Consider the following 22,983-nt stretch of genomic DNA (forward strand, 5'->3'; position numbering starts at 1 on the left):
ATTGCAAATAGCAAAGCACGGTCCTAAAACCGTGCTCGCTGTGACCTCCAAAAGAGGTAAAGTACGTACTTAATGCTTATTTCTTGTCGTCTTTTACTTCTTCGAATTCAGCATCAACGGCATCGTCTTGCTTTTTAGCTTGCTCGCCTTCGCCTGCTGATTGCTCAGCCGCTTCAGCATCGGCATACATCTTCTGAGCCAAAGAGCCAGACGCTTGAGTCAACGCATTGGTTTTCTCTTCGATTTTCTCTTTGTCATTAGATGTTAGCGCTTCTTCAAGCTCAGTAATGGCTGTTTCAATCGCTTCTTTTTCTTCTGCTGTTGCTTTATCGCCAGCGTCAGTCAAAGTTTTACGAGTTGCGTGAATCATACCGTCCGCTGTATTACGAGCTTGAACCAGCTCTTCAAACTTACGGTCTTCTTCCGCATTCGCTTCAGCGTCTTGAACCATTTTTTCAACTTCCTCATCACTCAAACCAGAAGACGATTTGATAACGATAGACTGTTCTTTACCAGTCGCTTTGTCTTTCGCAGACACGCTCAAAATACCGTTGGCATCAATATCGAAGCTTACTTCGATTTGTGGCACACCACGTGGAGCAGGTGGAATGTCAGCCAAGTCGAAACGACCTAGAGATTTGTTCTGAGACGCTTGTTTACGCTCACCCTGCAATGCGTGAATGGTTACCGCATTTTGGTTGTCTTCCGCTGTAGAGAAAGTCTGAGATTTCTTAGTAGGAATCGTCGTGTTTTTCTCGATCAATGCCGTCATGACACCACCCATAGTCTCAATACCTAGAGACAGTGGTGTAACGTCTAGAAGAAGAACGTCTTTCACATCACCAGAAAGAACCGCACCTTGGATAGACGCGCCGATGGCAACCGCTTCATCTGGGTTCACGTCTTTACGTGGCTCTTTACCGAAGAATTCCGTTACTTTCGCTTGTACTAGTGGCATACGAGTCTGACCACCGACCAAGATAACTTCGTCGATATCAGAAGCAGTCAAATCAGCATCTTTCAATGCTTGACGGCAAGGCTCAAGAGATTTCAATACTAGCTCTTCAACCAAAGACTCCAACTTAGAACGAGTCAATTTTACGTTCAAGTGTTTAGGGCCAGTCGCATCTGCAGTGATGTAAGGCAAGTTAACTTCTGTTTGAGAAGAAGAAGACAACTCAACTTTCGCTTTCTCACCGGCTTCTTTCAAACGTTGTAGCGCTAGTGGATCGTTGTGTAGATCGATACCAGATGTTTTCTTGAACTCTGCAGCCAAGTATTCGATAACACGCATATCGAAATCTTCACCACCTAGGAAAGTATCACCATTTGTAGACAATACTTCGAATTGTTTCTCGCCATCTACGTCAGCGATTTCGATGATAGAGATATCGAATGTACCACCACCAAGGTCATAAACCGCGATAGTAGAGTCGCCAGAGCTCTTGTCTAGGCCATAAGCCAAGGCAGCCGCTGTTGGCTCGTTGATAATACGTTTCACTTCTAGACCAGCGATTTTACCAGCATCTTTCGTTGCTTGACGCTGAGAGTCGTTGAAGTAAGCAGGAACAGTGATAACCGCTTCTGTCACTTTCTCGCCTAGGTAGTCTTCTGCTGTTTTCTTCATTTTCTTAAGAACTTCAGCAGAGATTTGTGGTGGCGCTTTCTTATCGCCTTTTACTTCTACCCACGCATCGCCGTTATCTGCAGCAATAATTTTGTAAGGCACCATAGAGATGTCTTTTTGAACGACGTCGTCCTTAAATTTACGACCGATCAAACGCTTAACCGCATACAAAGTATTTGTTGGGTTAGTCACTGCTTGACGTTTTGCAGATTGACCTACCAAGACTTCGCCATCTTCGGAAAATGCGACGATGGAAGGAGTGGTGCGATCGCCTTCAGCGTTTTCAATAACGCGAGCTTTTTCGCCATCCAATACGGCAACACAAGAGTTCGTTGTACCTAAGTCAATACCAATGATTCTACCCATGGTTTGTATCTCCAATAAATTCGTTTATGACGATGATAATTCTGTATTTGGGTACGCTTAAAAGTATTTCAAGCGTCCAGTGTCAAAAAAATGACAGTAATTTTTAAGCCGCGCTGGAAACAACGACCATTGCTGGGCGCAATAAGCGACCATTAATGGTGTAACCCTTCTGCACAACATCCATAACGGTGTTCGCTTCTAATTCAGGGTTTGGCACCATAGTGATGGCTTGATGCAGCTCTGGGTTAAACGGTTCACCATGGGGATCCACTACTTTCACTTCAAAGCGAGCCAACGTCTCAAGCAAATCTTTTAACGTCAGTTCAACACCTTCACGCACAGGATCAGACTCACCCGTGTCTGGTGCAGAAGCCAACGCTCTTTCAAGATTGTCAGCAACGTTCACAACCGATTTAGCAAACTTTTCTAAACCAAACTTGTGTGCTTTCTCGACATCTTGTTCTGCACGACGACGTACGTTTTGCGCGTCGGCATGGGCGCGGAGTGCCGCTTCTTTATACTGAGCGACTTCTTCTAGCGCTTTTGCAAGCTCATCATTCTCAGTGACTTCTTCTAATAGATCAGCTTCTGGCTCTAAAAGTTCTTCAACTGCTTCGTTCTGCGTTTCGCTTTTCAAAACTTGCTCCGCGTCTAGATTAGGATTTTTTTGCTGCTCACTCATTCTTCAACTCCAAATGACAGAAACATTTTTTTGTCTGTGACTGTTATATGGGGACAGGTTTGCGCCTTTCAACACTAAAGCCGCATTAAATTTATGGGAATAAATTCGCTGTACAGGGCTTGTCAAAAAACAACCAAGTACTGTATAAATAACCATATAAATATTATCCTTTTCGGAGTCTTCTATGCTGACCAGCATCGCTATTTCCAATTTCGCCATTGTCGAATCTCTTGAATTAGAGTTCAAAACAGGCATGACGGTCATTTCTGGTGAAACCGGTGCCGGCAAATCCATCATGGTGGATGCCCTGTCGCTTTGTTTGGGGGATCGCACCGACGCAGCGGTGGTCAGACATGGAGAGAAAAAAGCCGATATCAGCGCCAGCTTTGACATTCAGGCGTACCCGCATGTACAAAAATGGCTAGAAGAGCGAGATCTAGAACGTGACCAACATTGTATTTTACGTCGCGTTGTCAGCAAGGAAGGACGCTCCAAAGCCTACATTAATGGTCGGCCTTGTACGTTAAACGATCTGAAAGAAGTCGGCAGCCAACTGGTGGATATCCATGGACAACATGAGCATCAGTCCCTACTAAAAAAGAACGCCCAAAGACAACAATTGGATGAATACGGCCAACTGACGGATTTGAGTAAAAAAGTCAGTCAGCAGTATTCTGTCTGGCGTCAGCTCAAAGAAGCGTTAAACGCACAACTCAACCGCTCTTCAGAACAAGACGCTAAAATTCAACTATTGTCATACCAAGCCCAAGAGCTGCAGCAACTTGACTTGAAAGAAGGCGAAATCGAAGAATTAGAGAACGAACAAGCTTTTTTGTCTAATATTGCCGACTCTCAGTTTAAAGCTTACCAAGCCAGTAGCATTCTCATCGACAGTGATGAAGGCAATATTTGCTCTTTATTGCACCAAGCCATCAATAGTGCCAGCCAAATTCGCCCAGCAACCAAAGAATTGGAAAATGCCTTAGAAATGATGAACGTTGCGCTTATTCAGGCTCAAGAAGCCGCGGACAGCCTACACCATTATCAAGACACCCTAGAACAAAACCCACAGCGCCTGTCTGATGTAGAGCAGCGCCTATCCGATATTTACGATACCGCACGCAAACATCGAACTCTGCCAGAAGGATTACTTTTTTTACGCGAGAGTGTTGAAGCAGAACTGAATAGTTTGCAAGGGCAAGAAGAAGGCATTGAGTCATTAAAAGAGAAGGAAGAACAGGCGTATGAAAGCCTAACCGCACTTGCTACAACCTTGACGGAAAAGCGCATTATTGCCAAAGACGAACTTGCCCAAAAGGTCGAGGAACAAATTCATGGCTTGGGGATGCCTCATGCACGCTTTTTTATTCAGTGCCAACCACTCAATCAAGTCTCTGCAAATGGCTTTGAAGACATTGAATACATGATAGCGTCTAACCCAGGCCAACCAGCACAACCACTGCGCAAAGTCGCTTCAGGGGGCGAATTGTCACGCATCAGCCTGGGCATTCAAGTCGTGACAGCCCATACGTCTATTATCCCAACTCTGGTGTTTGATGAAGTCGACGTAGGCATCAGTGGCGGTATCGCCGAAGTCGTCGGACGTATGTTGAGATCAGTAGGCAAACGCGGACAAGTTTTCTGCGTGACACACTTGGCTCAGGTCGCGGCGCAAGGCAACCAACACCTTCGTGTTAGCAAGCGTGTGGAATATGACGCGACATCGTCACAAGTCGAATTGCTTAAAGATCAGGACAGAACACACGAAATTGCCCGCTTATTAGGCGGATTAGAGCTCACCGATCAAACCCTTGCCCACGCGCAAGAGATGTTAGGGAATGTGCAACTGCAATAAACAAAAAGGGGTTAAACTCGTGGTTTACCCCCTTTTTTCAAGGTTAGCATCAGTAAGCTATCCAGCATCCAAATTTATTTCTTTTTTGGGCGCACGTAGATGATCAAGCTATGATCTTCAATTTCAAAACCGTGCTCATCTGCGATTTCACGCTGACGCTTCTCGATAATAGGATCAACAAATTCAATGACCTTACCACTGTCCAAACAAATCATGTGGTCGTGATGATCACCTCGAGCCAGTTCAAACACTGCGGTACCTGCCTCAAAATGATGGCGCTCTACCAAACCAGCCGTTTCAAACTGAGTAAGCACTCGATACACGGTGGCTAAGCCGACATCTTCACCTTGATCGAGCAGTGTACGATAGACGTCATCTGCACTCATGTGACGATCGCCTGCACCTTCAAGAATTTGTAAAATTTTTACTCTAGGTAAGGTTACCTTAAGTCCCGCTTTCTTTAGCTCTTGATTTTCGCTAGTCATGAGTCATTCTCTATTCGATCTTGTTGATAATTACTTTATCATTAGCACACCAGAGTAAGGATAATACAAATGAAAAAATCAGTTTTAGTACTATTCGCTGCGCTTTCTTTGAGCGCTTGCGGTTTGTTTCCACCCCCTTACAAGGTTCCAGTAACACAAGGAAACCTAATAACGGAGGAACAAAGATCACAGCTGCAAATTGGCATGTCTGAATCTCAGGTCACTTTTTTACTCGGCACTCCGTTGTTAAGGGATACATTTAAGCCAAATGAGTGGCATTACATGTACACCTCTCGTTACGCTGACGCCGACACCAAACAAAGTGAAGCGGAGGATCTCGTACTCATTTTCAATAACGGCACTTTAACACAAATCACAAACAACTAACCTTTAGATGTTTTCGCTGCACGGTTGGCTCTAGCTTGCTTAGGGTCAACCTTCAGTTCGCGATACAACTCCACTCGCTCACCTTCTTTTAAGGTTTGTTCTTCCGCATTGCGAACGGCTTTACCAAAAATCCCCACTTTGACCGTTTCTACGTCGACATCCGGAAAAAATACGTTAATATTAGAAAGACGCACTGCCTCTCGGACTGTGCAACTGTCTTCTACATCTAACGCAATAATTTTCTGCTTTTCCGGCAGTGCATAAGCCACTTCTACTCTCATATTATTCACCGTAAACCACTTTGGCACGCTTACTAAAAGAATCCACCATGGTGTTCGCAATTTGACTAAACACACCGCCGAAAGCAAATTTCAGCATTCCACTTAGCTCAAAACGAATATTCAACATGATTTTACAACTGGTTGGTGATGTCTCAGTAAAAGTCCACACGCCATGCAGACTTTTGAAAGGTCCTTTAACCAAAGTCATTTCAATCCGGCTGAATTCTTCTAGAAAATTCCTGGTGGTAAAAGACTGTCTAACGGGTCCCTTACCCACTTCTAATGACGCCACAATCTCGGTGGGCGTGCTTGAAATCAATGATGCCCCTAAACATCCCGGTAAAAACTCAGGATACCCATCAATATCATTGACCAAGGCAAACATCTGTTCGCAACTGTAATTAACATGAGCAAACCGCTCTATATGACTCAAACTACACTCCTATCCAGCCAGCAAGAGTAATCACTATCATTGCCGGAATACTGATGTATTTCAATGTGGTGTACCACCATTGAAAATGATTACTTTGTTTCGTGATCATTTCGTTCTGCAACATAGAACGTGGGACAACCCATGCTACTAAAATGGACAACAGAATGGCACCAAGCGGCAATAAAATGAGTGAGGTCAGACCATCTAAAAGCTCAAACACATTCAGTCCAAAAATCAGCACCATATCCCAATTGTTAAACGACAGGAGCACAGCAACACCCATCAACCAAGCCGCCCCCCCCATTAACAAGGCCGCTTTAAACCGAGCAATGTAAAACCTTTCATGCAACCAAGCCACGAACAATTCTAACATAGGGATGGCTGAGGTCAGCGCCGCAACCACTAACAACAAAAAGAAAACCCCAGCAAACACCTGTCCACCCAATAAGCCACCAAAAATAATGGGCAAGGACACAAAGGTCAAACTGGGACCGGCTTCGACATCGATTTGCGTCGCAAACACCAAAGGAAAAATCACCAAGCCAGCAAGAATGGCCACCGTTAAATCCACCGTCACAACAATACTGCACGCTCGAGCAATCGACATGCGCTTACTCATGTAAGCACCGTAGGCAAACATCGCCCCCATGCCAACACTTAAACTAAACAACGCTAACCCTATTGCCGCCAAAAACACATCAAAGGTGACATCCTGCCAAGACCAACGAAACATAAAGTCAAAGGCTTCACGAGCATTGCCAATCACCATGGAATAAGACGCCAACAACAGCAAGGTAACGATTAAAGCAGGAAGCAGAATTTTAACAATGGCAGACAAACCTCGTGTGACATCTTGCCCCACGGAAATGACCACAAGCCCCATAAAAACAGAATGCCATAGCAACATCTCTGTGGGTGACGCCAACAAGGCGTTGAACATATCCAGCGCCCCAGCTTGCGAAATTTCGTGAAAACTACCGGTAACCGCACGTTCCAAGTATGCCATCGCCCAACCTGCGATCACACTGTAAAACGTTAAAATAAGAAAACCTGTTATACCTGCCAGCCAAGGAACAAATACCCACAGAGGATGCACAATATGCCGTTCACTTAGATCATTGACGGTATCGATCGGATTAGAGCGCACCGTTCGGCCTAGCGCCACTTCTGCCATTAATACCGGCAAACCGACCAATATAAGACACAAACAATAAATAATTAAAAACGCCCCGCCGCCATTCTGACCAAGCACATAAGGAAACTTCCAAATATTGCCCAAACCCACAGCGGCCCCGCTAGCCGCAAAAATAAATATCCATGGGCTTGACCAGATACCTTGTAAACAACGACTTTCAGGCATAAATTTAGGCTCTAAGTACAATATCGGTATTTTAAAGGATAGATACAAAACACGAACATCTGCAACGCATACAACATCTAGCCAGATTAATTTGATTTTCAGGTGTGAATTTTCTTACATTACGGCATATACCTCAAGAAAAGCATAGGTTTTTGCCGCTTTCGATCGTATAATTTTCAACTATGAGTAAAGTAAAGAAAAAATCCAGCAGTACAGGCACCATCGCGCTTAATAAACGTGCAAAATATGACTACTTTGTTGACCAGAAGTTCGAAGCCGGGCTTGTATTATCTGGTTGGGAAGTAAAAAGTTTACGCGAAGGTAAAGCCCAATTAGTCGATGCATTTGTCATCATTCACCAGAACGAAGCATGGCTCGTCGGTGCGCGTATTACGCCACTGCTGAGTGCCTCTACGCACGTTGTCTGTGAGCCCATGCGTCAACGCAAACTCCTATTAAATCGCAAAGAACTTGAGCGCATTATTCAAGTCACCGAGCAAAAAGGCAAAACCTGTGCGGCCATGGCGCTCTACTGGAAAGGCAACAAGATCAAATGCGAAGTCGCCTTGGTAACCGGTAAAAAAGAACACGACAAACGTGATACCGAGCGAGATCGTGATTGGTCAAGAGATAAAGAACGATTAATGAAACACAGTGCTTAACATGTCATCTGCACAGACACTAATTAAATAGTTTATGGATATGAACAAATTAAGCATATCAGCGTTATCTCTAGCGTAAGCACATTGTTTGCGATAGACTAGCGTTACTTTTTGGGGGCGACATGGTTTCGACGTCGGTTACAAACCCAAAGGTGCATGTCGAGAGTGATGCGTGATCTCGTAAATCCCCCGCATCAATTTTATAGTCGCAAACGACGAAAACTACGCTTTAGCAGCCTAAACCGCTGCTAGTGTGCTGCCCTCAGGTTGCTTGTAGCCAGAGATTCTGCAGTATCATAAATTACAAGATGCTAACTGATGCCCCGCCTAGGGATAAGGTTATAAGATTAAGTAGGCTCGCCATTAACACCCTGTCCTTCGGGCGGTTCGTGGTCAAATAATTGAAGTGACTATGCATGTAGAGCCGATGGCAGAGGACTGACGGACGGGGGTTCGACCCCCCCCGCCTCCACCAATTAAAGGCTTGATTTTAAAGGGGTTTGCACTTTTTAAAATGAAGTCGACTCACAAACGACACAGTGTTTGTGAGTCATATAAAAAACCACCTCCGGGTGGTTTTTTATTGTCTAAAGCTCACCGACTTAGGATTTCTAACCCTAAAATAAAACTTAAGCTATTATGGCGCTTAAGCTAATAGGTTATGATTATTTATCTTCATTTGTCTACCTATAAAACCAAATCGCATTAACAAGCGCCTTTTTATACAAAATTAGTTTCATCTTTTGATTTTCTTTCTGCGTATGCATCTATACTGCATATAAGCCACTTTATTTGGGCGTGGCTGTATCAGGAATTTTTCCAAATCCATTACGCTTTTTGTAAAGCAAAGGGGGAATCCATGATCAATCATGTTTGGGGTCTTATTCATCATCCAGATAAAGAATGGCGCGCGATTAATGAAGAACACGAATCCGTCAGCCATATGTATTATCACCATGTACTTTGGATGGCGGCCATTCCTGTGGTCAGTACTTTTATTGGTACAACACAGTTTGGCTGGACGTTTGGAGGCGAAGCCGCGATAAAAGTGTCTTACGCTGACGGCCTTGGCCTTGGTTTAATGTTTTATGCACTCATTTTGGTGGCCGTGGCTTTGGTAGGGAGCCTCATTCATTGGATGGCTCGTAACCATCCAGAACGTCCACCCCGCCAAGAATGTATCGTGTTTGCGGGATATATTGCTACCCCCATGTTTTTGAGTGGTTTGGTGGCGGTTTATCCGATGATTTGGTTATGCTTATTGGCGGTCGTTGTTGGGGTCGCTTACACAGGGTATTTAATGTACCGCGGCATCCCCAGCTTCTTAGGCATTAATAATAAGCAAGGGTTCATCTTATCCAGCACGACGCTGGGGGTAGGCATTTTAATACTTGAAGCACTGTTAGCTGCGGTGGTTCTGCTATGGAGTCTGGGCTCTGACCACAGTATTGTATGGTCTTTCTTTAGCTAAGAAACGCATTTAATAGCTCGCAATATGGGCAAAATTGATAAATGATTTTTGATCAATGACTTATCTCTGTACAAATAGGATGCACATTTTAAAACCCGTCGTTTCACGACGGGTTTTTCATTCTTTATTTTGTTTTCCAACATTGTGTCGCTTCACTATGATAGAAATAGTCGATATACATCAATCTTTATAACAATAGTTAATGACTTCCCCTGGTAACCGATGCCAACCGCTAGGCGCTATGAGTATAATGTTTTCCATAATTATTCAGTAAATATGCGTTTGGCAGAGGGTGGTAGATGTTCTTTTCTTCAACATTAAAACAACAAATTTCAACATTGGAACAACACATCGAGCAAGAGAAAACCGCGCACAAAGTGCAACTGTCTCGACTAGAAGAGCAAGTCAATCAGTTAAAAGCTGAAGCGGCTATGCAGGAGAATCACCACCAAGGAGGACAAGAACTCATACGCTTTCAGCTACGTGGCGGTGACATGTTAAATTCCATCCGTTTTGGTTTGGCCGACAGCGCAGAAAGCTTGATTAAGGAGCGCCAAGAGCTGAAGCAATTGGACACCATGTTCAGTCATACACGAGAAGCGTTAGCTCGTTTAAGTGATCGTGCCACCCTAATTAATCAACAAGCCAGTTCAAGTATGGAAGCCGCCCATGTACTGGACAAAACCGCCAATAGCATCAGCCAACTGGTGTCCAGTATCCAAGAAATATCAGATCAAACCAATTTATTGGCCCTAAACGCTGCTATAGAAGCCGCTCGTGCAGGCTCAGCTGGACGTGGCTTTGCCGTCGTTGCGGATGAAGTTCGTAACCTTGCAAGCAAGACTCACTCTGCCAGTGAACAAGTTGAAAACCTCGTTCGCCAAGTAATTAACCAGACTGAACAAATTAAGTCGATGGTTGATCAAAACCAACAGAGTGCAGCCGAGGTCGCGACCTCGTCTTCTCAAATTGATGCCGTGGTTGAAAACGTGATTGAGCGATCTGACCATATGCAACAAGTTATCAAAACCGCTGCCACGCACTCGTTTTTGAATACTGTCAAGCTGGATCACGCGGTTTGGAAAAACGATGTGTATAATCGTATCGATAAAAAGAAATTCAATGAAGAGGTCAACAAACACACAGAGTGCCGACTTGGAAATTGGTATTACAAAGGTTATGGACATAAGCATTACCAACAATCAAAAAGTTTTAGAGCGATAGAAAAGCCTCATCAGGCAGTGCACGACTCTGGCCGAGCGGCATTAAAAGCGGCCGCAGCTGGAAACACAGAAGAAATGCTGCACATGTTAGACAAAATGGAGGTAGCGAGCTTAGAAGTGGTGGTGAATATTGAAACCTTGATGGCCGAGGTTTCTCACGCATCCTAGTTTCTTAGTGGTATGATCCGTACTGTGAGGCACAGAAAAACACAGCACTCACACAAATGAGCCGTTCAGGGAACTTTTTCTCTTAACGGTTCTCTTATGTTTGCGTAGCTGAAATATTTCATGCTATTGATTAGGTTAATAAAAGATTGCGCTCGCTGCATCTAATTACATAAACATGTGCGAGTCTCAACTGTAAAAAGACGACTAGGAAGACCTCCATGCTGACACAGTTCCTTAGTAATTTATTACCGCTAACAACAAGGGAGCTTTCACCTTGAACTCACTCATTTGGTTGCCGTTTCTTCCTCTATTAGGAACCTTGGTCCCGCTCCTATCTGCTCATCTTAGCCGAACAGCCTGTGCTTTTCTGACGGCAGCGCTACCCGCTTTGACGTTGCTTTTGGTTCTGTCACATGCTGGCGACATTTTCCAAGGTGAGCGCTTCCATGCTGTCATCCCTTGGATTCCGGCTATCGGGCTGGATCTTGCGTTTCGACTAGACGGGTTGGCTATGCTATTTGCCATCTTAATTTTAGGCATCGGCTTGCTGGTTATCCTGTATGCGCGGTATTACTTGTCAGCGAAAGATTCAATAGGTAAGTTCTACGCATACTTGATCTTGTTTATGTTTGCCATGTTAGGCGTAGTATTGTCCGACAACCTGATTCAGTTATGGTTTTTCTGGGAATTAACCAGTATCAGTTCTTTTCTACTCATCAGCTTTTGGGGACACAAAACCGAAGCTAGAAAAGGCGCTAGAATGGCGCTCACCGTCACGGGTGCTGGCGGTTTGGCTTTACTGGCTGGTCTATTAATCCTAGGAAACACCGTCGGCAGCTTTAGTTTACAAGACGTTCTAGACAACGGCGATCTTATTAAAGCTAGCGCCAACTATCCTATTATTGTTGTCCTAGTCTTGCTTGGTGCTTTCACTAAATCAGCACAATTTCCATTTCACTTTTGGTTGCCAAATGCTATGGCGGCACCCACACCAGTGAGTGCTTATCTCCATTCCGCTACCATGGTAAAAGCGGGTATCTTCTTAATGGCGCGCTTTTACCCCGCGTTAGCTGATACGAATCTATGGTTTCTTATTGTTAGCTTAACAGGACTAATTACCTTCCTTGTTGGCGCTTATATCGCGCTTTTTCAACATGACTTAAAAGGGCTACTCGCCAACTCAACTATCAGTCATTTGGGGTTGATTACTCTGCTATTAGGTATGGGCACTGACTTAGCGGCGGTTGCGGCCATTTTTCATATTATTAACCACGCTATTTTTAAAGCCTCGCTGTTTATGGCCGCTGGCATCATTGATCATGAATCCGGCTCTCGAGATATGCGTAATTTAAACGGCTTATGGAAGTACATGCCGTACACTGCGACATTAGCCATGGTGGCCTCAGCTTCTATGGCCGGCGTTCCTCTCATGAATGGTTTCTTGTCTAAGGAGATGTTCTTTACTGAGACCTTACACCAAGCGTCTTTAGGGTCTCTATCTTGGTTTATTCCCGTTCTAGCAACACTGGGCGGTGTCTTTGCCGTTGCTTACTCGATGCGCTTTATTCATGATGTGTTCTTTAATGGTGAACCCATAAATTTACCTAAAACTCCTCATGAACCGCCTCGTTACATGCGCGTACCGGTTGAGATACTCGTGGCGATCTGTTTGTTTGTCGGTATTTTTCCAAGTTTAGCGGTTGGAGATTTACTGTTTGCAGCAGCAAATGCCACTTTAAATGGGCCAGCACCTGATTATAGCTTAGCTATTTGGCATGGTTTTAATTTACCTCTTGTGATGAGTATCATTGCTTTAATTGGCGGCTTGTTGATGTATAAAAACCGCGCGCATCTCTTTAAGTTCCAAGCGCAGTTCCCCGCAAGCGACCCTAAACTGGTGTTTGAGAGTGCTATCCAGTGGTTGACTAGACAGTCTCAAGCATTGATTGCATGGGCTGAAAATGGCTCATTGCAACGCTATGTTTTCTTTGTATTAGCGTTTGCGGTAGTAATGACGGCATCTTCGTTGTTAAAGCTGAATACCACGGCTGGACAACGACCTGAAATCCCACTGGATGCCCTATCCATTACTTGTGCTGTGCTACTGTGTATTTCGGCTTTAGCCACTGTTATTTGGCACCGTAAACGCGTAGTTGCATTGATCACACTGTCTGTTGTTGGTCTTATTGTCTCTTTGGCTTTTGCAAAATTTTCCGCTCCAGACTTAGCATTAACTCAGCTATCCGTTGAAGTAGTTACTGTTATCTTGTTAATTCTGGCTCTGTTCTTCTTGCCCCAAAAAACACCAAAAGAGTCTTCTCCACGACGTATTGTCCGGGACTTGAGTTTGGCCTCTTTGTTTGGCGGAATCGTTGGCACCATTAGCTATGCCCTTATGACGAGACCATTGGATAGCATCTCAACCTTTTTCACTGAAAACAGTAAAACGGGTGGCGGGGGCACCAACGTGGTAAACGTTATTTTAGTAGATTTTCGAGGGTTTGATACCTTAGGGGAAATCACGGTATTAGGTATTGCCGCACTGGGCATTTACAAGCTTATTGCCAGAATGCGACTGTTCATGCCTTCTGCAGACGGTAACGGTTTGGCTTGGTCAGAAGATAGACATCCAATGCTGTTAAAAGTCATTTCTCAAAGCTTACTCCCACTGGCGTTATTGGTGTCTGCCTACATTTTCTTGCGCGGCCACAATATGCCAGGAGGGGGCTTTATTGCTGGATTAGTTACTTCTGTGGCAATTATCCAGCAATACATTGCCCACGGCGTAGAATGGATTAAAACACGCATTAAGTTTGATTATCAGATCATGATAGGTTCAGGAATTGGTATAGCGACACTAAGCGGTTTAGGTAGCTGGGTGTTTGGTCATACTTTCTTATCTTCTTGGTTCGATTATTTCTATTTACCCGTTATTGGTAAATTTGAATTGGCAAGTGCCATGATTTTTGATCTTGGTGTTTTTCTAACTGTGGTTGGTGCCACTATGCTGATCCTCGCGAATTTAGGTCAGCTGACCACCAGTGAACGCCCAACTCAACAGGAGCATGAATAATGGAAGGTATGTACGCATTGTGTGTTGGGCTGTTAACAGCTTGTGGCATTTTTCTCGCATTAAGAGGCCGAAGCTTTTCGGTTGTTATCGGGTTAACGCTCCTGTCTTATGCAGTGAACTTGTTTTTATTTGCTAGCGGAAGGCTCAGGCTAAACTCGGCGGCTGTACTTGGTGAGTCGCAACAGTACAGCGATCCGCTCCCACAGGCTCTAGTATTAACCGCGATCGTAATTGGTTTTGCTATGACAGCCTTTGTTGTCATTCTAGCCATGCGCGCACGCGCCGATTTAGGTAACGATCATGTGGATGGCACACTACCAAAACAGCCTGGAGATACAGAGCAGAAGAATGGAGGAAATGCATAAATGCAACACTTAAGCATTTTTCCTGTTTTGATTCCGCTTTTGTTCGGCGTAATCATGCTTTTGCCGCCCATATCACGAAGCATTCACTCGCAAAGAGTGGCTTCTGTTGTCGGCTGTCTATTTCTATTACTGTCTTGTGCTGCATTGCTATATCAAATTAACAATCAAGGCGTACAACTTTATGCGCTTGGCGGATGGCAAGCACCATTTGGTATCGCACTAATTGCGGACAAAGTGTCTGGTCTCTTAGTTCTGCTGACAGCCTTTCTTGCCCTCGCTGTTATCCTTTACGCGGTAGCAGGACAAGATAAAGGTGGGGCGTATTTCCATCCTTTATTTATGTTTCAAATTATGGGCATTAATGGCGCTTTTTTGACAGGTGACCTATTTAATCTGTTCGTCTTTTTTGAAGTTCTGTTAATTGCTTCTTACGCATTACTCATTCATGCGGGCGGTAAACAAAAGACACAAGCCGCACTCCACTACGTGATTTTAAACTTGGTTGGGTCCAGCTTATTTTTGTTTGGGCTTGGTATCTTGTATGGCACGTTAGGCACACTCAACATGGCAGACATGGCCATTAAAGTGGGCCAGCTTCAAGGAGAAACCGCCACAATCGCTAAAACCGGTGCCCTTCTATTACTTGTGGTATTTGGTTTAAAAGCCGCTATGTTACCCATGCATTTTTGGTTGCCAAAAACATATTCCTCAGCCTCGGCGCCTGTGGCAGCTCTTTTTGCGATTATGACAAAGGTCGGCGTTTATAGCATTTTCCGTGTTTACACAGTGATTTTCGGAGAAAATGCCGGTGAGCTTGCCAATATTGCAACACCGTGGTTATGGCCTCTGGCTTTGCTGACGATTACCATTGGTAGTATCGGAGTCTTTGCCAGCCCCAACCTTAAAACGCTCAGTGCCAACTTGGTCATTGTCTCCAGCGGCACTTTATTGGCTTGCGCAGCGATTAATTCCGAAGCGGCGACCTCAGCGGCCTTGTACTACATGGTACACAGCACTCTCGCCTCCGCTGGCTTGTTTTTATTAGCGGATGTTATTGCGCGGCAAAGAGGCAAAGCCGAAGATCGTTTTGTCCGTTCTCGACCTTTTGTACAACCTAAGATGATTGGTTTTGCGTTCGCTATAGTGGCTCTGGCTTTGGTTGGTATGCCGCCACTTTCTGGCTTCGTCGGCAAAATTATGATTCTTCAAGCCACCCAATCGAGCACTCAAACCATGTGGGTTTGGCCTCTGATATTGGTGGGAAGTTTGAGTGCATTGGTCGCTTTTTCAAGGGCAGGTACAACGCTTTTCTGGCGCCACAACGGAAGCGGTTCTGCCGAGGCAGAACCCGCTAAACCTTTGGAAATTACCAGCATTGGGCTTTTATTGCTTACCACTCCTTTATTGGTCATTTTTGGCGGTGTCATCAGTGAGTTTACGCAGCAAGCTGCCTTTTACTTACATGATATCCAGTCTTCTGCTTACGGCTTATTACCAGGAGTCTCTCCATGATGTTACTACCCATGCCGTTTCACAGTTTGCTGCTCTTTATCGTCTGGCTTTTGCTCAATAACTCTGTCAGCCCAGGACATATTGTACTGGCGTCATTTTTTGCAATTACCATTCCTTGGCTAGTAACAGGGATGCGCGACGATCACCCTAAGATTCTCAGACCATGGCTCGCCATACGTTATGTTCTGATGGTGATGAAAGACATTATCACGGCCAATGTTGAGGTGGCTTTGTTGATTATTGGTCCCGCTAAAAAGCTTAAGCCAGGCTTTGTCGCTATTCCTCTTGATGTGACGACGGACCTTGGCATCACCATATTGGCCAGTACGGTCTCTTTGACACCTGGCACTGTGAGTGCGGAAGTATCAAAAGACAAAGCATGGCTTTTTGTTCATGCTTTGCATTTAGAAAACGAAGCTGAACTAATTGAATCGGTCAAACAGCGTTATGAAAGGCCAATCAAGGAGATTTTTGGATGCTAAACATCACCATTATTGCGGTGGCTATTTGCATTTGTATCGCGTTAATTCTGAACCTGTGGCGCCTTTTAAAAGGCCCCACTATTTCTGATCGAATTTTAGCGCTAGACACCATGTATATAAATGCTATCGCACTGATTTTATTGTACGGAATACACGCAAGAAGCTCGCTGTACTTTGAAGCCGCTGTGTTAATCGCTATGCTAGGCTTTGTGAGTACGGCAGCACTCTGTAAATACTTGCTTCGCGGCGACATTATTGAATAAGGACAGATTATGCCTTTTTATCTCGAAATTATTATTAGCGTATCCCTGCTTACTGGCGGCGTATTTTTACTGGTAGGTTCTTATGGCCTGGTTCGTTTACCTGATATATATATGCGCCTTCATAGTCCAACGAAGGCATCCACATTAGGTATTACCGGGGTGTTAATCGCCTCAATGTTTTTTCAGAGCCATCTAAAAGGTTTTTTATCAATTCAAGAGTTACTGATCACATTGTTTCTCTTTATCACCGCCCCTGTGGCAGCTAACATGATTGCGAAAACTGCCTTGCATCATAGTAATAAGCCTGCAGAGAAAACACAAAACCAAGCGCTTATGGACACGATTCGAGATAGAGAATCCCCTCCATCGAATTCTATTAAATGAGCGGTGTCTTGTTGGTCAACAATGCTTCAATATCATGAGCCTGTAGTGGCTTGTAATAGTAATAACCTTGAAATACATCGCACCCCATCGACTTTAGCGCATCGGCTTGCTGAGCGGTTTCTACTCCCTCAGCAACGATCTCTAACTCTAAGCTTTTCGCTAAATTAATAATCGTTTCACAGATCTTGGCGTCTTCTGAGTGATGGCCACATTCTTCCACAAAAGATTGGTCTATCTTTAAAATATCGAGCGGCAAACGCCGCAGATAACTTAGTGACGAGTAGCCAGTACCAAAATCATCAATAGAAATTTTAATATTCAGGGCTTTTAACTCAATCATGACATCAATACAGCGTTGAATGTCTTGCAACAAAACCCCTTCCGTAATTTCTATTTCTAAAAAATTGCCCTGAATCTCATAAAAGGCGAGTTTTTCAGAAATATACGTCACCAAGGAGTCGGATACTAGGTGCCGACCAGAAAGGTTAACGGCCATGGGCATAATCAAAAGCCCCTGATCACGCCATAGTTTCTGTTGCTTCAACGCCTGATCGATCACCCATTCATCGATTTTTATAATGAGGTTTGATTCCTCCGCAATGGGTATGAACTCGGCGGGTGAAACCGAGCCTCTTGACGGATGCGGCCAGCGAATAAGAGCCTCAAAACCTAGGATATTGGTTTTTTCACCTTTTACCCTTGGTTGAAACGCTAGAGTAAATTGGTCAGTCGCCAACGCCTGGTTGATTTCTTTTTCTAGCACAAACCTTCTAGTCGCTACATTCGCCATTTCAGGTGTATAAAACTGCGCGTTGTCTCGACCCTTTTGTTTGGCCCAATACATAGCTATATCGGCTTGCTGTATCAATTTTTCAGCATCGACCTGCTGTTCTGCAGAGTCGGCAATACCAATACTGGTTGGAATAGTAAAATATTGACCATTTAACAAAAAAGGTGCCCGCATAGCATCCAAAATGAGTTTAGCACGCTCAAGTAAACGCACCGCTGATACGCTTTCTGTCATCATGAAAACAAACTCATCGCCCCCCCAACGGGCAATGACATCACTTGAGGTGGACAGAGCGACAAGTCGCTTAGCCACTTCGCATAACAGCTCGTCTCCTGCCTTGTGACCTAGGGTGTCGTTGATGATCTTGAAATTATCCAAATCTAAGAACAATAAGCCTACGGCGTTTTTTTGTTTTGTTGCTAGTAGTAAGGCACTCACCAAAGCGTCCATCAGGTACGTTCGGTTGTATAGACTGGTTAGCGTATCACTGTACGCCAAGACCCTAAGTCGCTCCTGCAGTTTAACATGACGTGTCGTGTCCCTAATGTGAAGCGTGTATTCACTGTTATAAGCATTATCACTGTTGGCTTTAGTGATAGAAACTTCGGCAGGGAAGAAATCCCCCGGCCCGCGCTGCAAGCGGAAGGGATTGCGACGATTAAGAATCAACCCAGTCGATGACGAAAAGCCGGAGTTCAAACTATTGATGATGGTCATTCTGTCTTCTTCTAAGACAAATAATCCGATAAAACTTTTTCCCTCTACCTGCTTTTTCAAACAGCCAAACGTACGCTCAGCAGCAGGATTAAATTCCATAACAGAACCGAAACGGTTAATGGTTACAATGCAATCCATGGAAGAATTCAAAATAGCGGATTTGCGGATTTCACTTTCTTGAAAACGCATCAGGGCGTCGTCTCTTAAGGCAATCTCACTGTTAACACGCTCAATGACTTGATTGTATTTGCGCGCAATTTGCCCCACTTCAGTAAAGGGCTCTTCCGTAACAGGGCGAGAAAAATCCGCGTTATTTTGTTGGTATTGCATAGCGGTCAATAAATCAAACAACTCCGTGGTGGCTCTGTGTTCCGCCACATTTAATCCTTGCTCCTCTTGCTCCTTAGAAGCCCGCAATGGCACAAAGCGGTTGATGGTCCAAATGGCCGCGTACCCTACGACAAAACAGTATACCCCCACCACAATAATGCCTGACATTTGCACCAAAAGCTGGTCAGTAAAGCTAAGACCATTATTTATCTTGTCGGCCTGGCCAAACAAAGCAACACTGAGCGTTCCCCAAATCCCCGCAAATAAATGAACGGGAACAACGTCCAAAGCATCATCTAGACGCCATTTCACCATCAATAAGCTGCCATAATAGACGATGACGCCTGACATACCACCGATGATCACAGACGCGCCTGGCGACACAAAATTACACGCTGCGGTTATCCCAACCAATCCCGCAATGGTGCCGTTCAATACAAAGTTCACGTCGACGTAACCATCATGATAATAGTTAATAGCCGCCGCGATTAAACCACCCCACGCAGCAGCAATAAAAGTATTTAAAATAATCACGGGAACACTGTTATTTAACTCGTATGTACTACCACCATTAAAGCCAATCCAACCAAACCAGATAAGTAGTGTGCCTAGCGCTGATAGTGGTAAGTTATTACCTGGAGGTAAGCGTATTCCCTCTTCAAATCGCCCTATGCGCGGCCCTATGATCATAATGGCCGCCAAAGCGATCCATCCTCCAACCGAATGCACCACGGTCGCGCCAGCAAAGTCGATAAAGCCAAACGCCTCAAGCCAGCCAGATGAGGATTGATCCGAGAAAACCCCTGACCAAATCCAATGCCCTACCACAGGATAAATAAGCGCACTTAACACCACGGTTATCGCCAAATAACCCATAAATGTCATACGTTCTGCCACCGCACCAGAGGTCAAAGTGGCCGCGGTACCGCAAAACATCATTTGAAAAATAAAGAAGCTTATTTGCCATGGAGAGTGTTCCGCATCAAATAAAAAGTCGCTGGTACCAAACAAGCCAGCAAACGACTGACCGAACATAATGCCAAAACCAAACAACCAAAAAATGATGGTCGAGAGAATAAAGTCCGATATATTCTTCGCCGCCACATTAATGCTGTTTTTGCTGCGAATTCGACCGCTTTCTAAACACAAAAAGCCCGCCTGCATCATAAAAATAAAAGTGGCGGCCACTAACAACCAATAAAATTCGTTCATACACACCCTAAACCGTCACAATCGCACCAAAAAAGCTCATATAAAATATCATGGTGCGAAAAAAATGCTTCATAGAAGAACACACGAGAATACATCTACCAGCAATCAGAAAACTGTTTGTTTATCATTCAATAGTTGAGCCAAATATGACATTTTTCCATTTAAAGCGTCAAAACAAAAAGGCAACCCAATTGAGTTGCCTTGATGAGTTATATACCTATTCTCGATCACTAGCCATTTAGTGTCAGAACATTGGTTTTACTGATGCGATGACGATAAATTTCACGAAGGTATTTGATCGCGTTCTTCACATTATTAATGTCTAAACGTATATCATTAATAGACACAAATCTCTGATTATTATCAATCAGCTCACGATACTTTTTCTCATACATCGGCTTAATCGCATACCAGTTAGTATCTAAAATCTTTGCTGGATTCTCATAGGTCGTAAAGAAGGTATCCAGCAAGGTTTCATCAAAATCATCTTCTTGAATCATTTTGATGATGGCTTTGTCTATTTCATCGGTATAACGATAGTCATCACGAGCAAAACAGCGCTTCATGTAAGCCACCATCAACGTTAAGAAGTCATCACTTAGACAAGGGCTTTTCGCTATCAATGTGGTCAAAGAAAGGTTAGCGGACGCCCCTATCACTAAGGCATACCGTTTCAGTGTCGTGTTAGGAAACAACTTGTTTAAATGCATTTTTAACCGGTTTAACGCGGTGAAAGACAGCTTATAATCCCTCGGCAGAGAAATAATGGACACTATGGAAGAACAATTCTTAAAGAAGTGAAGATGATTGAGTGTACTGGCATCATAATTATTCTTGCGATAATTTTTAATGGACTCACGGTAACGCTCGGACTCCACTGGTAGTACGCTCACTCCCTCTATCGCGGAAGTGTCATTGTTAAAATGAGGGAGCTCGATAGAGCGGCAGAATAAGTCATCGATATCGACACTGTCTTGCTTAGCACCTTCACTGACCACACTTTCTGCGTAAGCAACTGCGACTGGGCCCGCCAAACTCATAAATAAATCGTTGGCGTCTAGGCGAATAGTCTCCGCAATATCAATGCCCGCTCGACGGAAATAATTCTCGTCATAGTCAGTTGTCACCGCTTGCGCCGTAAGAATGTTAAAAATTTGCTGGGAGATATACTGATTCGCGTATTTCTCCATGGTGTTCACGTCGATATTGTCGGCATCCCCACCGTCTTCCTCTTCAGCGTAACGCATGATGTCGTTCGAGATTAACATCATCGAATTCCAAGGACGAATGCGCTCCATAACGTCGGCCGGTACTTCATCATCTTCCCGTTCTTCGTTATAAGAGAAGTTCCACTCTTCAGACACATACTTGGTCAACAAGCGACCCGCATTGATATGTAATGCCTCGGATATCTCAACATTTTTTCCTGAGATATTTGGCAAAATACAGATACCTGACGTAAAGATAGGTTCAAACACAAAGCTGTGACGCTTATCTTCTGCCTTACTTTGGTCAGCACGATAATCAAACGTTTTGCTCAGATACGAAAACTGCTGTGCCAAGCCGAATTCAGACGCCATGCCCGACCCCGTACCACCACCAGCACTAAAGATGTAAAAATAAAGACGAGATTGGTTGGCCTTAATCCCACAAGAATCCACAAGATAGGAATGCAATTGTTTCCACTTTTCATTGCGAAACGTAGTAGCATCTTTATTCAAGATGATCTTGGCAAGATACTGACCTAAAATAGGTGCGTTACCCGCGCCGCCTGCATGAACTTCGGACAAATCCATGATTTGCAACTTGGTGTATTCTTCTAAGAATTGCGTTCTGCCATCTTGGTTAGAAAAACGAATCCTGCCTTCGATGTCTTTATCTAAGTCTCCCAAGAGCACAATCGGTTCAATCAAAAAAACGGGCTTGAATCCATCTTTGCTTTCGATCGGTAAATGATTGCGAATCCAACGTATAGGGCTGAACTCTTTGTCTTTTTCTAACAATTCTTGATTTTCTACTTCGCGCAAATAACTGGTTCTTGCATCATAAACAAGCGATGCTACATCAAGCGCAATATTGGAACCACAGCGACCTAAGCCAATCAGGCACACAGAAGGAAAAACTTGATCGATCACACGATCTTCGTCAGGTTGAGGCGGGTGAATTCGATTACGAACAATATCTAGGTTCTCAAGAATTTGCTCTAGATTTGTTTCCGTAAAATAAAGATGTTCAATTGGTAAGTTTTCTTGGCTCATGCCGCATCCTTTTTAAAAAAGTGACTCGCAGAAGGTCGTGGTTGCGTTTTTAGCATGGTAAAGCAGACCTTTCACCTATTAAATACATTCGTTATTGCGTCATCTTATTGATAACAATGTGCAAACAATATCACCCTTATTTACGAATGGCACTAGGCTAAACGGATAGGAAACAAAATAAGCAAAATTAACGCATTTCTCTTGTTTTCAGGCTATTCTTTAAACAGTCACTCTGTACCCTATTGAACCGTCAATTTATGTTTTTAAAGGGGGATTATTTTGTCTGTTTCACTGCTGTCGAGCTATATTCCGCACTCATGGCCTCAAGCCAGTCCGCTTGCTGGCGGTACATCATCACCCCAAAATCAGCCGACCTCTACATCAGTAAAGCTGTCCACACAAGGCAAACAATTATCGACTCTCGCTACCAGCGATGCCAGTCGTCTACAGAACAGCAATACGGAAAACAAGGAGGGAGACGAGTCAGTGCAGCTCACCTCGAGCACAGGAAGACTTCACCGAAGCGATGGACTGCAACGAGAAGAAGTGGCCGCCATATACAGGTCAATCGAACGATTGACCTGACACAACGTGCTA

The 22,983-nt window shown here is 44.2% G+C and carries 20 protein-coding genes, 1 other RNA gene and 1 pseudogene; 14 read left to right on the plus strand and 8 right to left on the minus strand.

The genetic code is table 11. The features are described from left to right. Positions 1 to 76: 76 nt before the first annotated feature. Together dnaK and grpE are read right to left on the minus strand one after the other, a co-directional pair. Positions 77 to 1,993 carry a molecular chaperone DnaK gene (dnaK, locus tag EBI00_RS06050; RefSeq protein ID WP_123095039.1) on the minus strand — a complete coding sequence of 639 codons (1,917 nt, stop codon included), beginning with the start codon at positions 1,991 to 1,993 and terminating at the stop codon, positions 77 to 79. Between the two features lie 103 nt (positions 1,994 to 2,096). Next, complete coding sequence (gene grpE / locus EBI00_RS06055; RefSeq protein ID WP_123095040.1) at positions 2,097 to 2,675, minus strand: nucleotide exchange factor GrpE; 579 nt, start codon at positions 2,673 to 2,675, stop codon at positions 2,097 to 2,099. 184 nt (positions 2,676 to 2,859) lie between these two features. Between grpE and recN the strand changes: the two genes are divergently transcribed. Continuing rightward, the gene (recN, locus tag EBI00_RS06060) at positions 2,860 to 4,530 is read left to right on the plus strand and encodes a DNA repair protein RecN (RefSeq protein ID WP_123095041.1); all 1,671 of its coding nucleotides are present in this window, start codon (positions 2,860 to 2,862) and stop codon (positions 4,528 to 4,530) included. A gap of 74 nt (positions 4,531 to 4,604) precedes the next feature. Here recN and fur read toward each other — a convergent pair whose 3' ends face one another. Continuing rightward, a complete protein-coding gene (fur, locus tag EBI00_RS06065; RefSeq protein ID WP_123095042.1) occupies positions 4,605 to 5,015 on the minus strand; it encodes a ferric iron uptake transcriptional regulator in 411 nt (136 codons plus the stop codon). Positions 5,016 to 5,084: 69 nt separating this feature from the next. Between fur and EBI00_RS06070 the strand changes: the two genes are divergently transcribed. After that, positions 5,085 to 5,402 (plus strand): outer membrane protein assembly factor BamE, encoded by a 318-nt coding sequence (locus EBI00_RS06070; RefSeq protein WP_123095043.1) that lies wholly within the window; start codon positions 5,085 to 5,087, stop codon positions 5,400 to 5,402. Here the strand turns inward: EBI00_RS06070 and EBI00_RS06075 are convergent. The 3 genes from EBI00_RS06075 to EBI00_RS06085 are packed head-to-tail and all read right to left on the minus strand — an operon-like array spanning position 5,399 to position 7,476. Further along, positions 5,399 to 5,683: an RnfH family protein gene (locus EBI00_RS06075; protein ID WP_123095044.1), complete on the minus strand. Its 285-nt coding sequence runs from the start codon at positions 5,681 to 5,683 to the stop codon at positions 5,399 to 5,401. The genes EBI00_RS06070 and EBI00_RS06075 overlap by 4 nt on opposite strands. Position 5,684: 1 nt before the next feature. Beyond that, complete coding sequence (locus EBI00_RS06080) at positions 5,685 to 6,116, minus strand: type II toxin-antitoxin system RatA family toxin (RefSeq protein ID WP_123095045.1); 432 nt, start codon at positions 6,114 to 6,116, stop codon at positions 5,685 to 5,687. Position 6,117: 1 nt separating this feature from the next. Then, a complete protein-coding gene (locus EBI00_RS06085) occupies positions 6,118 to 7,476 on the minus strand; it encodes a sodium-dependent transporter (RefSeq protein ID WP_123095046.1) in 1,359 nt (452 codons plus the stop codon). 182 nt (positions 7,477 to 7,658) lie between these two features. Between EBI00_RS06085 and smpB the strand changes: the two genes are divergently transcribed. From smpB to EBI00_RS06135, 11 genes and pseudogenes are all read left to right on the plus strand, one after another. Continuing rightward, positions 7,659 to 8,138 (plus strand): SsrA-binding protein SmpB, encoded by a 480-nt coding sequence (smpB, locus tag EBI00_RS06090; RefSeq protein WP_123095047.1) that lies wholly within the window; start codon positions 7,659 to 7,661, stop codon positions 8,136 to 8,138. Positions 8,139 to 8,251: 113 nt separating this feature from the next. Further along, positions 8,252 to 8,613: a transfer-messenger RNA gene (ssrA, locus tag EBI00_RS06095) on the plus strand. A 384-nt stretch (positions 8,614 to 8,997) separates the two neighbouring features. Then, the gene (locus tag EBI00_RS06100; RefSeq protein ID WP_123095048.1) at positions 8,998 to 9,609 is read left to right on the plus strand and encodes a Yip1 family protein; all 612 of its coding nucleotides are present in this window, start codon (positions 8,998 to 9,000) and stop codon (positions 9,607 to 9,609) included. A 578-nt stretch (positions 9,610 to 10,187) separates the two neighbouring features. Continuing rightward, positions 10,188 to 10,589 (plus strand): annotated as a pseudogene (locus tag EBI00_RS16275) (methyl-accepting chemotaxis protein); the annotation flags it as partial. Between the two features lie 30 nt (positions 10,590 to 10,619). Then, positions 10,620 to 11,000, plus strand: a complete 381-nt coding sequence (locus EBI00_RS16280) for a CZB domain-containing protein (RefSeq protein ID WP_241556983.1) — start codon at positions 10,620 to 10,622, stop codon at positions 10,998 to 11,000. Positions 11,001 to 11,274: 274 nt separating this feature from the next. Beyond that, the gene (locus EBI00_RS06110) at positions 11,275 to 14,073 is read left to right on the plus strand and encodes a monovalent cation/H+ antiporter subunit A (RefSeq protein ID WP_123095050.1); all 2,799 of its coding nucleotides are present in this window, start codon (positions 11,275 to 11,277) and stop codon (positions 14,071 to 14,073) included. Continuing rightward, entirely contained in the window at positions 14,073 to 14,438 is a 366-nt protein-coding gene (locus EBI00_RS06115) for a Na+/H+ antiporter subunit C (RefSeq protein ID WP_123095051.1), read from the plus strand. The genes EBI00_RS06110 and EBI00_RS06115 overlap by 1 nt, the downstream gene beginning before the upstream one ends. After that, entirely contained in the window at positions 14,439 to 15,950 is a 1,512-nt protein-coding gene (locus tag EBI00_RS06120) for a monovalent cation/H+ antiporter subunit D (protein ID WP_123095052.1), read from the plus strand. Further along, a complete protein-coding gene (locus EBI00_RS06125; RefSeq protein ID WP_123095053.1) occupies positions 15,947 to 16,432 on the plus strand; it encodes a Na+/H+ antiporter subunit E in 486 nt (161 codons plus the stop codon). The genes EBI00_RS06120 and EBI00_RS06125 overlap by 4 nt, the downstream gene beginning before the upstream one ends. Then, positions 16,426 to 16,695 (plus strand): K+/H+ antiporter subunit F, encoded by a 270-nt coding sequence (locus EBI00_RS06130; RefSeq protein ID WP_123095054.1) that lies wholly within the window; start codon positions 16,426 to 16,428, stop codon positions 16,693 to 16,695. Before EBI00_RS06125 ends, EBI00_RS06130 begins: the two co-directional genes overlap by 7 nt. A gap of 9 nt (positions 16,696 to 16,704) precedes the next feature. Then, positions 16,705 to 17,079: a Na+/H+ antiporter subunit G gene (locus tag EBI00_RS06135; protein WP_123095055.1), complete on the plus strand. Its 375-nt coding sequence runs from the start codon at positions 16,705 to 16,707 to the stop codon at positions 17,077 to 17,079. Here the strand turns inward: EBI00_RS06135 and amt are convergent. Together amt and EBI00_RS06145 are read right to left on the minus strand one after the other, a co-directional pair. Next, positions 17,072 to 20,128 carry an ammonium transporter gene (amt, locus tag EBI00_RS06140; RefSeq protein ID WP_123095056.1) on the minus strand — a complete coding sequence of 1,019 codons (3,057 nt, stop codon included), beginning with the start codon at positions 20,126 to 20,128 and terminating at the stop codon, positions 17,072 to 17,074. The genes EBI00_RS06135 and amt overlap by 8 nt on opposite strands. A 230-nt stretch (positions 20,129 to 20,358) precedes the next feature. After that, the gene (locus tag EBI00_RS06145) at positions 20,359 to 22,386 is read right to left on the minus strand and encodes a hypothetical protein (RefSeq protein ID WP_123095057.1); all 2,028 of its coding nucleotides are present in this window, start codon (positions 22,384 to 22,386) and stop codon (positions 20,359 to 20,361) included. Positions 22,387 to 22,665: 279 nt separating this feature from the next. Between EBI00_RS06145 and EBI00_RS15935 the strand changes: the two genes are divergently transcribed. After that, the gene (locus EBI00_RS15935; RefSeq protein WP_148039072.1) at positions 22,666 to 22,971 is read left to right on the plus strand and encodes a hypothetical protein; all 306 of its coding nucleotides are present in this window, start codon (positions 22,666 to 22,668) and stop codon (positions 22,969 to 22,971) included. The last annotated feature ends 12 nt before the right edge of the window (positions 22,972 to 22,983 follow it).

This window comes from Marinomonas hwangdonensis (assembly GCF_003721245.1).
GTDB lineage: Bacteria > Pseudomonadota > Gammaproteobacteria > Pseudomonadales > Marinomonadaceae > Marinomonas > Marinomonas hwangdonensis.